Origin of the sequence: Lichenibacterium minor (assembly GCF_004137685.1) — a bacterium.
In the GTDB taxonomy this organism is placed as follows: Bacteria; Pseudomonadota; Alphaproteobacteria; order Rhizobiales; family Beijerinckiaceae; genus Lichenihabitans; species Lichenihabitans minor.
In genome coordinates, this window is the sequence record NZ_QYBB01000041.1 from 1 (window position 1) to 15,234 (window position 15,234).

Sequence of the window (15,234 nt, forward strand, 5' to 3'; positions counted from 1 at the left end):
GGACCCGATCGGCCGGGCGATGGCGCGCGAGATCAGCCACGCCATCAGGCTGGCCAGGACGGTCGACACCACACCGCCCAGCGCCACGATGATCAGCATGCGGTTCATGGCGCTGTCGCTCGCGGCCGTGAAGGAGTCGCTCCAGCGGGCGATGGCGGTGCTGGCCGTGCCGAAGCTCTCGTTCAAGGTGTCGATGACCGACTGCCCGCCCCCGCTGGCCTCGAGGTCCATCGCCTGGGCACGCGTCGCGGGCGAGGATGCGAGCTGGACCTCGTTGGCGAGCGTGGTGCCGGTATAGGCCGTGACGGCCTTGTCGTATGCGTCGAGTTTGGGCAGCAGCCCCGGCTCTTCCTTGGCCAGGATGGCTCGGACGGCGCCGATGTCCACCGTATAGGCCTTGAGTTCCTTGTCGATCTTGGCGTGATCGGACTCGGCGCCCGTCATGACCAGCTTGCGCACCAGGGACTGGACGCGCGACACGTCGCCCTTGGCCTTGTCCAGATTGTCGACCGCGTCGTCGGACACCGAGTTCACTCGCTCGAGCTCCGCCAAAGACTGCATTTCGACATAGATGGCCGTCGAACTCAGCACGATGACGCCGACGACGGCTCCGAAGCCGATGGCGAGCTTTTTACTGATCCGAAAGTTTTTCAGCATGGTCGAGAGATCCAGAAAAGCTCGCCCCCATCAGGGGACGACCCTGCGCACCGGCTTCATGGATACCGATGGATGAATTAAGACGCGATAAATGATGAACGGCACGTCGTTCCGGATCGTGCGACCCCGTGAAAGGGTCGCCGAGCCCCGCGCTCGGCGCGCCGTCCTGGGCGCGACGCCATCTGTCGGCCGAAGGGTCCGTCCGATGCGCGCCACGGCGCCGGGTCTTTCCGCCGTCGGGGGCTGCCGCCGACGGGATCGGCCCTACCCCGTCGGCGGCAGGGTGGCCCCCATCCCGCGCTTCCGGTGGCCCCGGAAAGTCCAGCCCGCGACCGCGAGGAGCCAGGCGAGGGCGACGCCGGCCGCCGCCAAGGCCGGCGCGAACCCCCGCGGCGCGTAGCGGAACGCGACGTGGCTGTCGCCGGCCGGCAGGTCGACGGCCTGGAAGGCGCCTTCGACCGTCGCCACCGGGGCTGGCGCCCCATCCACCGTCGCCGACCAGCCGGGCAAGGCGAGTTCGAGGCGCGTCAGCCGGCTCGGCCGGGCGCAGGACGCCCGGACGTCGTCCCGCGACGCGGGCTGCAGGCGGCAACCGTTCGCCGACAGGTAGTCCCGCACGTCCCGCAGCCGGTACACCTGCGCGGCCCGCCCCGCGTGAGCGAGGGTGAGGTCGGCATCGACGAAGCGGACGTCCGGCACCGGCCCCGCCGCACCCGCGCCGGCCGGCGGCTCGAGCGCGACCGAACCGTCGCCCGCCGCGCGCGGGTGGAGGGGCAGCGACGCGTCGCCGGCGCCGTCCGGCCGGGCGATCCGGAGCGTGTAGGCGCTGCCCGGGGGCAACGGCAGCGGGCGGTCGAGCGACACGGCGGCGCGGGTGCCGGACGGCGCCGCGGGCAGGTCGGCGTCGCCGGCCGCGCAGGCCCCCCCGGCGCAGAGCGTCGCCCGGAGCCGGCCCGACGGGGTGCCGCCATCCGCCCGCAGCGCCACCGTCACGGCCGAAACGGGCAGGCCGAGATGCGGCGCGAGCCGGCCGGCGATCACCACCTCGCCGCCGGGCGGGAGCGGCGCGGCGCCGGCTTCGCGTGCTTCGTCGATGGGGTAGGGCGCCACCAGGTCGAGTTCGGGGCCCGACAGGACGAACCGGACGCCCGCGCGGCCGTAGGCGGCCAGGCGGGCGTGGAGGAGGTCGCGCCGGTCGCGGGTCTCCTCGGGCGTCAGGTTCCAGGACGCGGGCACGAAGGACAGCCGGCCCGCGTAGGGGTCGAGGGTGGACCGGATGTAGTCGGCCGTCAGCGTCGGCGACGGCAGGTCGTCGTAGTTGAGCAGGGCCACACCGAAGGCGGAGCCGTAGTTGGGCGACAGGCCGCCTTCGAACGCCATCACCCGCTGGAAGCCGGCCTCCTCGCGCAGGACGTCGAGGAGCGCGAGGTCGAGCCTGCCATGGCGCGGATAGGACAGGAACGGCAGCGCGAACCAGGCCGCCGCTTCCAGGACCAGCAGGGCGGACAGCGCCGTCGCCCGGCCGCGGGGATCCCGGATCCGGGAAGCGCCGCCGACCAGCAGGGCCGACGCCGCGAAGGCCGCCCCCGCGATGCCGAACCAGAGCCGATGGTAGGCGGAGTCCCGCGCCAGCGGGGCGATGGTCGGCCACGCGGCCGCCACGGCCATCGCCGCGCAGGCGAGCCCGCAGGCGAGCCCCCCGGCCAGCCGCCGGCGCCCCGCCGGTTCCCGCAAGGTGTCGTCGAGTGCCAGCGCCGCGAGGACGACGAAGCAGAAGATCCAGCCGGCGTCGAGGTAGCGCGCGAAGGCCACGATGGTGGCCAGCGGGAGGGCTTTGAAGGCGGCGTGGAGCACCGGCGCGCCGTGCGACGCGCCCAGGGCCAGGACGATCCAGCCGGCGAGCAGGAGCTTGGCGCCGCGGCGCCGCCGGTCGAACAGCGCCGCGAAGGCCAGGACGGGCGGGACGAAGCCCACGTAGCCGCCCGTGCCGGACCAGAGGTCCGACACCGCGGGGTCCGGCGAGCCGAAGATCGTGCCGAACAGGTAGGGTGCGAGATACTGCGCCAGCCCCGCCGGGCTCAGCCAGTCGACGCCGCCGCCGTCGCCGGCGTGGACGCCCAGTTCGGCCTGGCCGAGATAGCCCGCGAAGGCCACGAGCACGGGGGCGGCCAGCGCCGCGGCGGCGAAGGCCGTCAGGGCGAGGCTCCCGGCGTAGCGGCGCAGGGCGGGACCCGGCAGGCCCGCGGCCCGCAGCAGCGCCCAGGCGAGCAGCAGCCAGGAATACAGGTACACTTCCTCGGGGAACCCCGCGTAGAGGGCTTCGCCGGCCACCAAGGCGCCGACGGCGGCGGCGGCGGCGCGACCCCGCCCGGCCAGCGCGGCGGCGCGCGACATCTCGATGGCGACGAACAGCCAGGGCAGGAACGCCACCGGGTTGAAGACGGCGTTGCGCAGCCAGGCGAAGACCCCGTTCACCTCGAAGAGCACCCCTGCCGCCACCGCCACCGCGGCGTCGACGCCGAGGCGCCGCAGGAACAGCGCCGTCCCCAACCCGGCCACCAGCTGCAGCAGCGCCTGCTCGGCTTCCTGGCCGTGCGGCAGGGCGAGGAGCCAGGTCGGCACAAACAGCGCCGCGGACTGCATCTCCCCGAGCAGCGGCGCGCCCAGGCCCTCGAGGTGGTTCCACAGCGGCATGCGGCCCCCCAGCACGTCGAGCGCCGCCCGCCGGCCGAGGGCCTGGGATGTGACGCCGGCGTTGCCGTCGATCGTCGGCTCGCCGGCGAGCGGTCGCGTGCCGACGTCGACGGCGAGGCCGCTGTAGCGGAGCGCGGCATCGGTGCGGAGCGGGCCGAAGACGGACACCAGGAGCACGATGGCCGGCAGCGCCGCCAGGATCGCGACGGCCCCGAAGCCGCGCGGCGAGGGGAAGCGCGAGGAGCGTGGCGGCATGGGGTCGAGGTCTCCGGCGTCACGGGCGTCCCCGGGACGGGCGGGCGGCGGCGCAGCGCGGTCATCCGCCATCGGGGCGCGGCGCTCAAGCCCGCCGGTCGCGCCCCGCCCGCCGTTGCGGGGCGGGCCGCGGCGGGGCACCATGCCGGGAAGGTGGGCGCCGCGCTCCGCCGCACGGGACGGACCCGACGATGATCCACGAACTCCGAATCTACACGACCGTGCCGGGCCGGCTCCCGAACCTGCTGGCGCGCTTCAGGGACCATACGCTGCGGTTGTGGGACAAGCACGGCATCCGGCAGGCCGGCTTCTGGACCACGCTGGTGGGGCCCGACAGCAACGACTTGACCTACCTCCTCGCCTGGGACAGCCTCGCCGAGCGGGAAGCCAGGTGGAACGCCTTCCTCGCCGACCCGGAATGGATCGCGGCGCGTTCGGAAAGCGAGAAGGACGGACCCATCAACGCCCGCGTGGCGAGCTCCTTCCTGGTGCCGACGGCCTTCTCGTCGGTGCAGTAGGACGCCGGACTGCGTCCGTCACGGAGGATCGATGAGCCGGACACGCCGCCTGCGCCTCGGCGCCTTCATGCGCCCCGTCGCCATCCACACCGGGGCCTGGCGCTTTCCCGGCGCCGACCCGAACGCGAACTTCAGCTTCGCGCGGCTCAAGGGCTTCGCGCGGCGGCTCGAAGCCGCGAAGTTCGACGCCTTCTTCATGGCGGACCACCTCGCGGTGCTGAACATGCCGATGGATGCGCTGAAGCGCAGCCACACGGTGACGTCCTTCGAGCCTTTCACGCTGCTGTCCGCCCTCGCGGCCGTGACGGAGCGCATCGGGCTCGTCGCCACCGCCTCGACGACCTTCGACGCCCCCTTCCACGTCGCCCGCCGCTTCGCCTCGCTCGACCACATCAGCGGGGGGCGCGCGGGCTGGAACATCGTCACCACCGCCAACCCCGACGCGGCGTTGAACTTCGGGCAGGACGGGCAGATGGACCACGCCGCCCGCTACGTCCGTGCGCGCGAGTTCTTCGACGTGGTGACGGGCCTGTGGGACAGCTTCGCCGACGACGCCTTCCCGCGCGACGTCGACAGCGGGATTTTCTTCGACCCCGCGAAGATGCACGTGCTCGACCACCGCGGCCCGAGCCTGCAGGTGCGGGGCCCGCTGAACATCGCCCGGCCCGTCCAGGGCTGGCCGGTGGTGGTGCAGGCCGGCTCCTCCGAGCCCGGGCGGCAGCTCGCCGCCGAAACCGCCGAGGTCGTGTTCTCCGCCGAAGGCTCGCTCGACGCCGCAAAGCGCTTCTACGCCGACGTGAAGGGCCGGATGCGCGCGCTCGGCCGCGACCCCGAGCATTGCAAGATCCTGCCGGCCGCCTTCGTGGTGGTGGGCGACACGGTCGAGGAGGCACGGGCGAAGCGCGCCCGCCTCGACGCCCTCGTCCACTACGACAGCGGCATCGGCTCGCTGAACGGCATGCTGGGCACGGACGTGTCGGGCTACGATCCGGACGGCCCCTTGCCGGACATCCCCGACACCGAAGCCAGCAAGAGCGGGCGTGCCCGCATGGTCGCCATGGCCCGGGACGAGGGCCTGACCATCCGCCAGCTCGCCGCGCGGGCCGGCAGCTACGCGGGCCTCGCCTTCGTGGGCACGCCGGCCACGGTCGCCGACGGCATGGAGGAATGGCTGGACGCGGAAGGCTGCGACGGGTTCAACGTGATGTTCTCCGACCTGCCGCAAGGCCTCGACGACGTCGTCGACCGCGTGGTGCCAGAACTGCAGCGCCGGGGACTGTTCCGCCTGGACTACGAGGGACCGACGCTGCGCGACAACCTCGGCCTGCCGCGCCCGGCGAACCGCTTCTTCCCCTGACGCCGCTGCCGGCCCGCCCCGGTCCGGGCGGCGTGGGGCCGGCGGCATCCGGCGCGATTGCGGCGGGACGCTGCCATGCGAAGATCGCCGTACAGCCGCATCGAAACTGGGCGCATAAAGGCCTCGCGCCTTCGGGCGCATGCCCTTCTTTGGGCGTTTCCTCCCTAGACTTGGGCCGCTCGCCATCAGGCTGAGCGGCCCTTTTTTCTGGGACGGGCGGCGGCTTCTTCCCGACGCCGCGCGAGACGGTTCGACGCCGGCGGCTCAGCCGGGAAAGCGCGTGCCCCGATAGGTGATCTCGCCGTGGAAGACGAGCCGATCGCCGTCGTCGCGCAGGTCGCAGGCGGTCGTGTGCGACTGCCCATCGGACAGGTCCTCGCGGGCGATGTCGCCGAGGAGGGCCTGGGCCTGGGCTCTCGCCTCCTCGAAGCTGTGGAACTCGTCGCCGATCAGGTCGCGGTGCAGGCCGCGGCTGTCCACGAGGTCGAAATAAAAGCGCGGCACGGCCAGTCCTCGTCGCATCGGTCGCGAAGCCCGCGGAGGGGCGCGATCGTCACAGACGAGCGAAAATACGTCATAAAGCTATAAAAGTTCACAAGGGCGCGCATGGGCGTGCGTCGCTGCAGTGCGGGGCAGGGGCCATGGACGGCGGGCCCGTTCCGCCCGGTGCGGCGCGATGCGCCAAAGCCGGCTCGGCCGCGGCGCCGCAGTCCCGAACAGCTCGGCGTCGCCGGGCGGTTCCGCGCCGACGGTCGAGCCGTGGGATCAGTGAGGGGCGAGGCCGAGGTCGATCACGCGCTGGTGATGCTCGATCCAAAGGCGGACCATCCGGAGGAACAGGCTTTCGCGACGGGTTCCGGCGGAAGAACCGCTGTGGGCGGATGTCGTGGGGGCGGTCAAGGCGCGTCTCCTGGCCGGAGCGGACCATCGTCATCCGCCGGCAGGTCGCCAGGATGTGTGTTTTTGTGCGGTGCAGCAATCGCGCGCCCCGCAGCGGGGCCATGCGCCGGGTGCAGGACGAAGGGCCGGGACAGGCCCGGCACTGCCGCATCCCGGCCACCGGGGCGAGGACGGCCCGCGGGAGCCGTCCTCCCGCGGGCATGCGAAGCGTCGCCGGCCCGGCCCGCGGCGCCGATGCCTCAGTCGTTGCGGATCGCCAGGCTGCGGTTGAAGGCGAGCGCCCCCAGCGTGCAGGCGGCGCCGGACAGGAGGTAGGCCACAACGGCCCACAGGCCGAACAGCGTGTAGCCGCCGAGCGCCGCGAGCGGTGCGAAGCCGGCGCCGAGCAGCCACGCGAGGTCGGAGGTCAGCGCGGAGCCGGTGTAGCGGTTCTGGTTCGAGAAGTTCGACGCCACCGCGCCCGCCGCCTGCCCGAAGGACACCCCGAGCAGCCCGAAGCCCACCAGGATGAAGACGATGTGGCCCTGCAGTCCGCCCGTGAGCAGGAACGGGATCGCGAAGGAGAAGCCCGCCACGCCCGCGGCGCTCGAGCCCAGCAGCGTGCGCCGGCCGATGAAGTCGGCGAGCAGGCCCGACACCACGACGCCGATCGTCAGCGACACGGCTCCGAGGCATTCGAGCTCGAGGAAGCTTTCCGGCGTGCCGTCGGTGAAGAGCTGCACGAAGGACAGCGGGAAGATGGTGACGAGGTGGAACAGCGCGTAGGAGCCCAGCGGCACGAAGGCGCCGATCAGGATGTCCTTCCACTGGGTGCGCACCAGGGTGCGGACCGGCACCGGCAGCAGGTCGCGGGTGTTGAGCAGCCCGGCGAACTCTTCGGTGGCGATCAAGCGGAGCCGGGCGAACAGCGCCACGACGTTGATGGTGAAGGCCACGAAGAACGGGTAGCGCCAGCCCCAGCTGAGGAAGTCCTCGGGGCCGAGGTTGGCCATGAAGAAGGCGAACAGGCCGGCCGCCACCATGAGGCCGATGGGGGCGCCGAGCTGGGGCACCATGGCGTAGAGGCCGCGGCGGTGCGGGGGGGCGTTCAGCGCCAGGAGCGAGGCCAGCCCGTCCCAGGCGCCGCCGAGCGCCACGCCCTGGCCGATGCGCATCAGCACCAGGATGGCGACCGACCAGTAGCCGAAGTCGTCGTAGCCGGGCAGGAAGGCGATGGCGGCGGTGGAGATGCCGAGCAGGAACAGCGCAGTGGTGAGCTTCACGCCGCGGCCGTGGCGCCGGTCGATCTCGAGGAAGATGATGGAGCCGACGGGCCGGAACACGAAGCCCAGGCTGAACACCGCGAAGGACAGCAGCGTGCCATCGAGCGGGCTGACGAAGGGGAACACCACGGACGGGAAGACGAGCGCGCAGGCGATGCCGAAGACGAAGAAGTCGAAGGCTTCCGACGTCCGGCCGATCACCACGCCCAGCGCGATATCGCTCGGCGACACGTGATGCTCGTCCGACGACACCAGCCGGGCATCGCGCTCCAACGGTCTCGATGTTGGCGTACCTGCAACGACGTTGACCATCTCCGCTTCCTTGTCTCAGTGCCGGCCGAGGGGGTGGGGCGCGCCGGGCCGCCGCATCTCGAACCGCGCATGCCACGGGCGGGCCAATCCCGCAAACCGCCCGGTGCATGGCACGCATACTGCCTGCGCGACCCGGCTCCAACTCCTCTGGCCTGGACAAAACGTCCAATGCTATGAGGCGCGGGACGACCGTACATGAGGGACAACCCTCGCAACAGATGGCCCTCTCGTGAGACTTCTGCGCTTCCTCGGCCTGCTCCCGCTGTTCGCCCTCCTGGGCGGCTGCGATTACGTGATCCTGAACCCGTCGGGCGACGTCGCCCTGCAGGAGCGCAACCTCATCCTGGCCTCGACGGGCCTCATGCTGCTGATCATCCTGCCGGTGATCGCCGCGACGGCGCTCTTCGCGTGGCGCTACCGGGCGTCCAACACCAAGGCCGCCTATGCGCCGGACTGGAACCACTCGACCCAGCTCGAAGTGCTGATCTGGACGGCGCCGCTCCTCATCATCATCGCGCTGGGCGCGCTGACCTGGATCAGCACCCACACGCTCGACCCGTTCCGGCCCGTCGGCCGCATCGACGCCAAGCGCGCCGTGCCCACCGGAACCAAGCCGCTGGTGATCGACGCCGTGTCGCTCGATTGGAAGTGGCTCTTCATCTATCCCGAGCAGGGCATCGCCACCGTGAACGCCGTGGCGGCCCCGGTGGACCAGCCGATCGAGTTCCACATCACCTCCGGCACGGTGATGAACACGCTGTTCATCCCCGCCCTTGCGGGCCAGATCTACGCCATGGCGGGCATGGAAACGAAGCTCGCCGCGGTGATGAACAAGGAGGGGACCTTCGACGGCTTCTCCGGCATGTATTCGGGCGCCGGCTTCTCCGACATGAAGTTCAAGTTCGAAAGCCTGCAGCCCGAAGCCTTCGCGGCCTGGGTCGAGAACGCCAAGCACGCCGACATGAAGCTCGACGCCGCCAAGTACGAGGAGCTGTCGAAGCCCAGCGAGAAGGTGCGCCCGCAGTTCTACGCGACGGTGCAGCCGGACCTGTTCAACAAGATCCTCAACATGTGCGTCGACGCGAACAAGATGTGCGAGGACCAGATGATGGCCATCGACGCCACCGGCGGCGTCGCGGGCGAGAAGGGCGCGGAAAACCGCGAAAAGCTGATCTACGACGGCGCCAAGCTCAGCGAGGGCAACGAGGCCCCCGGCGCGACCTTCCCGGCCTCGGGCCGCGCCCCCAACACGCTGAAGACCGCGCCCCAGGGCATCGAGCCCAGCGGCATGGCGACCCAGTCCAACGAAGGCGGCGTGCAGAAGGACGACGTCCAGGGTAGGGGAAAGCCTCATATGGACGGCATGCCGATGGACGACGGAAAGGCGAACCCCGCGCCCGCGCAGATCAACCCGCACTGAACGATACCGACGGCCCCGACGACGACGAACGATCCTTGACGAGACCCATCGCATGTTCTCGAACATCAACCTTCAGCAGCTGATCTTCGGGCGTCTCACGCTCGAAGCCATCCCCTACCACGAGCCCATCCTGATCCTCACCTTCCTCGGGGTGGCGGTCGGCGGTGCCGCGCTCCTGGGGGCCCTCACCTATTACAAGTGGTGGGGCTACCTGTGGAACGAGTGGTTCACCTCGATCGACCACAAGAAGATCGGCATCATGTACTGCGTGCTGGCGCTCGTCATGCTGGTGCGCGGCTTCTCCGACGCGCTGCTGATGCGCTCCCAGCAGGCGCTGGCCTTCAACGGCTCCGAGGGCTACCTGCCGCCGCACCATTACGACCAGGTGTTCACGGCCCATGGCGTCATCATGATCTTCTTCATGGCCATGCCCTTCGTCACCGGCCTGATGAACTTCGTGGTGCCGCTGCAGATCGGCGCCCGCGACGTTGCCTTCCCGTTCCTGAACAACTTCTCGTTCTGGATGACCGTCGCCGGCGCCATGACGGTGATGTTGTCGCTGTTCGTGGGCGAGTTCGCCCGCACCGGCTGGACCAACTTCGCTCCGCTGTCGGAATCGTCCTACAGCCCGGGCGTCGGCGTCGACTATTACATCTGGTCGCTGCAGATCGCCGGCATCGGCACGCTGCTGTCGGGCGTCAACCTCATCGCCACCATCGTCAAGATGCGGGCGCCGGGCATGTCCTTCATGAAGATGCCGATCTTCACCTGGACGGCGCTGTGCACCAACGTGCTGATCGTCGCCGCCTTCCCGATCCTCACCGCCGTGCTGGCCCTGCTGTCGCTCGACCGCTACCTCGGCTTCAACTTCTTCACGAACGACCTCGGGGGCAACCCGATGATGTACGTGAACCTGCTGTGGATCTGGGGCCATCCGGAGGTCTACATCCTCATCCTGCCGCTGTTCGGCGTGTTCTCGGAGGTCACCTCGACCTTCTGCGGCAAGCGCCTGTTCGGCTACGCCTCGATGATCTACGCCACCGTGGTCATCACCATCCTGGCCTACCTGGTCTGGCTCCACCACTTCTTCACCATGGGCAACGGGGCAAGCGTCAACTCGTTCTTCGGCATCACCACGATGATCATCTCCATCCCCACGGGGGCGAAGATCTTCAACTGGCTGTTCACCATGTACAAGGGCCGCATCCGCTTCGAGCTGCCCATGATGTGGACCGTCGCCTTCATGATCACCTTCGTGATCGGCGGCATGACGGGCGTCCTGCTCGCCGTTCCGCCGGCCGACTTCCAGCTGCACAACAGCCTGTTCCTCGTGGCCCACTTCCACAACGTCATCATCGGCGGGACGTTCTTCGGCATCATGGCCGGCGTCGCCTACTGGTGGCCGAAGGCGTTCGGCTTCAAGCTCGACGTGTACTGGGGCAAGTGGTCGTTCTGGCTGTGGGTGTCGGGCTTCTACTTCGCCTTCATGCCGCTCTACGTTCTCGGCCTGATGGGCGTGACGCGTCGCCTGAATCACTTCGACGACCCGTCGCTCCGGATCTGGTTCGTCATCGCGGCCTTCGGCGCCCTCCTGGTCGCCGGCGGCATCGGGACTTTCTTCTACCAGATCTACGTCTCGATCCGGGAGCGCGACGTGCTCGCCGACGTGACCGGCGACCCGTGGGACGGCCGTACCCTGGAATGGTCGACCTCCTCGCCGCCCCCGTCCTACAATTTCGCCTTCACCCCGATGGTGCACGACCTCGACGCCTGGACCGACATGAAGAAGCGCGGCTACGTGCGCCCGCTGAACGGCTACCAGCCGATCCACATGCCCAAGAGCACGCCCGCCGGCATCATCCTGTCGGGCCTGTCCCTGGCGTTCGGCTTCGCCATGATCTGGTACATCTGGTGGCTCGCGGCGCTGAGCTTCGTCGCCATCGTGGTCTACACCATCGCCCACACCTTCAACTACAACCGGGACTTCTACATCTCGGCCGAGGAGGTGACCCGCACCGAGGAGCAGCGCTCGCGCATGCTCGGCCTCACCAAGGTCTGAGGGGGGCCGACGCATGACACGCTCCCCCGAAGCCCTCGCCGACGACGGCGTCCTCAAGTTCTACGTGGCCGGCGACGACGGTCATGGCCACGCCGAAGGCGGGACCATGATCGGGTTCTGGATCTACCTGATGAGCGACTGCCTCATCTTCGCCAGCCTGTTCGCCTGCTATGCGGTCTACGGCCACGCCTACGCGGCGGGGCCGTCCCCCGCCGACCTCTTCGAACTGCCGACGGTGGCGCTCAACACGGCGCTGCTGCTCTTCTCCTCCATCACCTACGGCTTCGCCATGCTGGCGATGGAGAAGAACAACCGCGCCGTGACGATCTTCTGGATGCTGGTCACGGCGGCCTTCGGCATGGGCTTCGTGTATCTCGAGCTCAACGAGTTCGCGCACCTCATCCACGAGGGCGCGGGCCCGCAGCGCTCGGCGTTCCTGTCGTCCTTCTTCACGCTGGTCGGCACCCACGGCCTGCACGTTTCGGTCGGCATCCTGTGGATGTTCGTGCTGATGATCCAGGTGGCGTGGAAGGGCCTCGGCCCCGAGAACAAGCGCCGCCTCATGTGCCTGTCGATGTTCTGGCACTTCCTCGACGTCGTGTGGATCGGCGTCTTCTCCTTCGTTTATCTCGTGAGCGTGCTGCCATGAGCGCCGGAAACGCCGCCGGAAACGTCCACGTCGAGGTCCTGCACGACCACGACGAGGCCGCCCACGGAACCCTGAAGAGCTACACGATCGGCTTCGTGCTGTCGGTGATCCTCACCGCCATCCCGTTCTGGCTCGTGATGGGCCACGTCATCGTCGACAGCCAGCTCAACGCCATCGTCATCATGGCCTTCGGCGCCGTGCAGATCGTCGTGCACATGCACTACTTCCTGCACATGAACACCAAGTCCGAGGGCGGCTGGACCTTCCTGGCGCTGGTCTTCACCGTGGTGATGGTGGCGATCACGCTCGCGGGCTCGATCTGGGTCATGTACCACATGAACGGCAACATGATGCCGATGAAGCCGGCCGACATGAGCACCATGAAGATGTGACGATGCGCTTCGCGCGCGTCCTCGATGCCCCGGCGCCTCCCGCGCCGGGGTCCCCCGGCTCGCCGCGGCTCCGGTCCGGCGGCGGGCGGATCGCCCTGGTCCTCGCCGGTGTCGCCGCCGTCCTGCTGCTGATGGCGCTGGGAACCTGGCAGGTCTACCGCCTCCGCTGGAAGCTCGACCTCATCGCCGCCGTGGACGCCCGCGTCCACGCCCCGGCGGTCGCAGCGCCGCCACCCGCGGCCTGGCCCTCGGTGACCGCCGAAGCCGACCAGTATCGCCACGTCACGGCGCGCGGCACCTACGACAATGCGCGCGAAACCTTCGTCCAGGCGGTGACCGACGAAGGCCCCGGCTTCTGGCTCCTCACGCCGTTCCGCACCGACGACGGTTTCACCGTGCTGGTCAACCGCGGGTTCGTGCCGCCCGGCCGCCGCGACCCGGCCTCCCGCGCGTCGGGCGAGATCGCCGGCCCGACCCGCGTGACGGGGCTCCTGCGCGTCGACGAGCCCGGCGGCGCCTTCCTGCGCCACAACGATCCGGCCTCCGACCGGTGGTTCTCGCGCGACGTGGGCGCCATCGCGGCGAAGCGGAGCCTCGCCGGACAGGTCGCTCCCTACTTCATCGACGCCGACGACGCGCCGGTGCCGGGCGGGTTCCCGGTCGGCGGGTTGACCGTGGTGGCCTTCCCCAACAACCACCTCGTCTACACCATCACCTGGTACGCCCTGGGGCTCGGCCTCGCGGGGGCCCTGGTCTGGGTGGTGCGCGAGGAGCGGGGCGCGAGGGCGCCGCGATGAGCGCCGCCGTCGCGCTGCCCGTGTCGGACGCGCTGGCGCCTCCCTTCGCGGGGGACGCCGGCGTCGAAGCGGGCGGCGAGGACGCGCCCGGCCACAAGAACCTGCTGCTGCTGGTGCAACTGCGCTGGATCGCCGTCGGTGGCCAGCTCGTCACCTTGGGGATCGTCGGGGCGGGGCTGCGGGTGGCGCTGCCGATCGGCCCCATGGCGGGCGTGCTGCTCGGGCTCGTGCTCGTCAACGCCGGCAGCCTCATCCGGCTGTCGCGGCCGTCGCCCGTCGCGCGGGCCGAACTGGCGCTCGCCATGCTGCTCGACATCGGGGCGCTGACGCTGCAGCTCGGGCTGACGGGCGGCGCCACAAACCCCTTCACCTTCCTCTACCTCCTGCAGGTGACGCTGGCGGCGGTGCTGCTCGACGGGGCCGCTACCTGGGCCGTGGTGGCCGTGACGGCCCTGTGCTTCTGCGCCCTGACGCGCGCCTACCTGCCGCTCGACCTGTCCGGCCTGCCGGGCGCCGACCTGTTCGCGCTCCACATCGCCGGCATGCTGATCTGCTTCCTGCTCGACGCAGCGCTGCTGGTCGTCTTCGTCACCCGGGTGACGCGAAACCTGCGCGCGCGGGACGCACGCCTGGCGGCCCTGCGCCAGCGCGCCGCCGAGGAGGACGGCATCGTGCGGATGGGCCTGCTCGCCTCGGGCGCCGCGCACCTGCTCGGCACGCCCCTGTCGACCCTGTCGGTCATCCTCGGCGACTGGCGCCGCATGCCGGCGCTCACCGGCGACCCGGAGCTGATGGGCGAGCTCGACGTGCTCGAGGCCGAGGTCCGGCGCTGCAAGGCGATCCTCACCGGCATCCTGGTGTCCGCCGGCGAAGCGCGGGGCGAATCCGCCGCCGCCACGACGCTTCACACCTTCCTCGACGAGCTCGTGGCGGAGTGGCGCGGCGCGCATCCCGCGGCGCAACTCCACTACGACGACGCGGTGGCGGAGGACCCCGCGATCGTGTCCGACACGGCGCTGAAGCAGGTGATCGTCAACCTGCTCGACAACGCCTTCGAGGTGTCGCCGGATTGGCTGCGGCTCCGCGTCGGCCTGGAAAGCGGGCTGCTGCGCCTGTCGGTCGAGGACCGCGGGCCGGGTTTCGCCGCGGAAATCCTCGCCGACGTCGGCACGCCCTACCGGTCCACCAAGGGCCGGCAGGGCGGGGGGCTCGGCCTGTTCCTGGTGTTCAACGTGGTGCGCAAGCTCGGCGGCCGCGTGTCGGTGGGCAACGCGCCGGGCGGGGGCGCCGCGGTGGAGATGACGCTGCCCCTGTCGGCGCTGGCCGTCGCGGCGCGCGAGCCTGCCGGGCCGGCGCATGCGGGCCGGGACGGTGCCGATGGCTGACGACCGCCTGCTCGTCGTGGTCGACGACGACGAAAGCTTCGCCCGCACGCTGAAGCGCTCCTTCGAGCGGCGCGGCTATTCCGTGGTGGTGGCGCCGACGCTGGCGGACGTAAAGGCCCTGCTGGAGGAGCGCACGCCGGGCTATGCGGTGGTGGACCTGAAGCTCGTCGGCGCCTCGGGCCTCGCCTGCCTCGACGCGCTGCACGCCCACGATCCCGACATGCTGATCGTGGTCCTGACCGGCTTCGCTTCCATCGCCACCGCGGTCGAGAGCATCAAGCTCGGCGCCTGCCACTACTTGGCCAAGCCCGCCAACACGGACGACATCGAGGCCGCCTTCTCCAAGGGAGCGGGCGACGCGGCGGTGCCGCTCGGCGAGCGGGCGACGTCCATCAAGACGCTGGAATGGGAGCGCATCCACGAGGTGCTGGCCGAAACCGGCTTCAACATCTCCGAAACCGCACGGCGGCTCGGCATGCACCGCCGCACGCTGGCGCGGAAGCTCGAAAAGCGCCAAGTGACGTGAGGGCGGGAGCCGGATCCCATCGTTCCGGGCCCGCCGAAGCGCGAAGGAGCC

Annotated in this window: 14 protein-coding genes; 9 read left to right on the forward strand and 5 right to left on the reverse strand. The window is 70.3% G+C overall.

Annotated elements, in window-relative coordinates:
• Together D3273_RS22280 and D3273_RS22285 are read right to left on the reverse strand one after the other, a co-directional pair.
• Window positions 1-657, reverse strand: a 657-nt coding sequence (locus D3273_RS22280; protein ID WP_165359614.1) for a CHASE3 domain-containing protein, incomplete at its 3' end; no start/stop codon positions are given.
• Between the two features lie 264 nt (window positions 658-921).
• Window positions 922-3,606 carry a hypothetical protein gene (locus D3273_RS22285; RefSeq protein ID WP_129229100.1) on the reverse strand — a complete coding sequence of 895 codons (2,685 nt, stop codon included), beginning with the start codon at window positions 3,604-3,606 and terminating at the stop codon, window positions 922-924.
• Window positions 3,607-3,797: 191 nt separating this feature from the next.
• On the opposite strand from D3273_RS22285, the gene D3273_RS22290 reads away from it, so the two are divergent.
• Window positions 3,798-4,124 carry an NIPSNAP family protein gene (locus D3273_RS22290; RefSeq protein ID WP_129229101.1) on the forward strand — a complete coding sequence of 109 codons (327 nt, stop codon included), beginning with the start codon at window positions 3,798-3,800 and terminating at the stop codon, window positions 4,122-4,124.
• Between the two features lie 31 nt (window positions 4,125-4,155).
• Window positions 4,156-5,481 (forward strand): LLM class flavin-dependent oxidoreductase, encoded by a 1,326-nt coding sequence (locus D3273_RS22295; protein ID WP_129229102.1) that lies wholly within the window; start codon window positions 4,156-4,158, stop codon window positions 5,479-5,481.
• A 264-nt stretch (window positions 5,482-5,745) separates the two neighbouring features.
• Here D3273_RS22295 and D3273_RS22300 read toward each other — a convergent pair whose 3' ends face one another.
• The 3 genes from D3273_RS22300 to D3273_RS22305 all read right to left on the reverse strand — a co-directional run bounded on the left by D3273_RS22300 (window position 5,746) and on the right by D3273_RS22305 (window position 7,955).
• Window positions 5,746-5,985: a DUF6894 family protein gene (locus tag D3273_RS22300; RefSeq protein ID WP_129229103.1), complete on the reverse strand. Its 240-nt coding sequence runs from the start codon at window positions 5,983-5,985 to the stop codon at window positions 5,746-5,748.
• 261 nt (window positions 5,986-6,246) lie between these two features.
• Window positions 6,247-6,381: a hypothetical protein gene (locus tag D3273_RS29725; RefSeq protein ID WP_281011375.1), complete on the reverse strand. Its 135-nt coding sequence runs from the start codon at window positions 6,379-6,381 to the stop codon at window positions 6,247-6,249.
• Between the two features lie 239 nt (window positions 6,382-6,620).
• Window positions 6,621-7,955, reverse strand: a complete 1,335-nt coding sequence (locus D3273_RS22305) for an MFS transporter (RefSeq protein ID WP_129229104.1) — start codon at window positions 7,953-7,955, stop codon at window positions 6,621-6,623.
• Window positions 7,956-8,184: 229 nt separating this feature from the next.
• Between D3273_RS22305 and cyoA the strand changes: the two genes are divergently transcribed.
• Genes cyoA through D3273_RS22340 form a run of 7 tightly spaced genes read left to right on the forward strand, consistent with a single transcriptional unit; the run spans window position 8,185 to window position 15,183 of the window.
• Window positions 8,185-9,375 carry a ubiquinol oxidase subunit II gene (cyoA, locus tag D3273_RS22310; RefSeq protein WP_129229105.1) on the forward strand — a complete coding sequence of 397 codons (1,191 nt, stop codon included), beginning with the start codon at window positions 8,185-8,187 and terminating at the stop codon, window positions 9,373-9,375.
• Window positions 9,376-9,427: 52 nt separating this feature from the next.
• A complete protein-coding gene (gene cyoB / locus D3273_RS22315; protein ID WP_129229106.1) occupies window positions 9,428-11,434 on the forward strand; it encodes a cytochrome o ubiquinol oxidase subunit I in 2,007 nt (668 codons plus the stop codon).
• Between the two features lie 13 nt (window positions 11,435-11,447).
• Window positions 11,448-12,083: a cytochrome o ubiquinol oxidase subunit III gene (gene cyoC / locus D3273_RS22320; protein WP_129229107.1), complete on the forward strand. Its 636-nt coding sequence runs from the start codon at window positions 11,448-11,450 to the stop codon at window positions 12,081-12,083.
• Window positions 12,080-12,475, forward strand: a complete 396-nt coding sequence (gene cyoD / locus D3273_RS22325) for a cytochrome o ubiquinol oxidase subunit IV (protein WP_129229108.1) — start codon at window positions 12,080-12,082, stop codon at window positions 12,473-12,475. The genes cyoC and cyoD overlap by 4 nt, the downstream gene beginning before the upstream one ends.
• 2 nt (window positions 12,476-12,477) lie before the next feature.
• Window positions 12,478-13,272 carry an SURF1 family protein gene (locus D3273_RS22330; RefSeq protein ID WP_129229109.1) on the forward strand — a complete coding sequence of 265 codons (795 nt, stop codon included), beginning with the start codon at window positions 12,478-12,480 and terminating at the stop codon, window positions 13,270-13,272.
• A complete protein-coding gene (locus D3273_RS22335; RefSeq protein WP_129229110.1) occupies window positions 13,269-14,657 on the forward strand; it encodes an ATP-binding protein in 1,389 nt (462 codons plus the stop codon). Before D3273_RS22330 ends, D3273_RS22335 begins: the two co-directional genes overlap by 4 nt.
• Window positions 14,650-15,183: a response regulator transcription factor gene (locus tag D3273_RS22340; RefSeq protein WP_129229111.1), complete on the forward strand. Its 534-nt coding sequence runs from the start codon at window positions 14,650-14,652 to the stop codon at window positions 15,181-15,183. Before D3273_RS22335 ends, D3273_RS22340 begins: the two co-directional genes overlap by 8 nt.
• The last annotated feature ends 51 nt before the right edge of the window (window positions 15,184-15,234 follow it).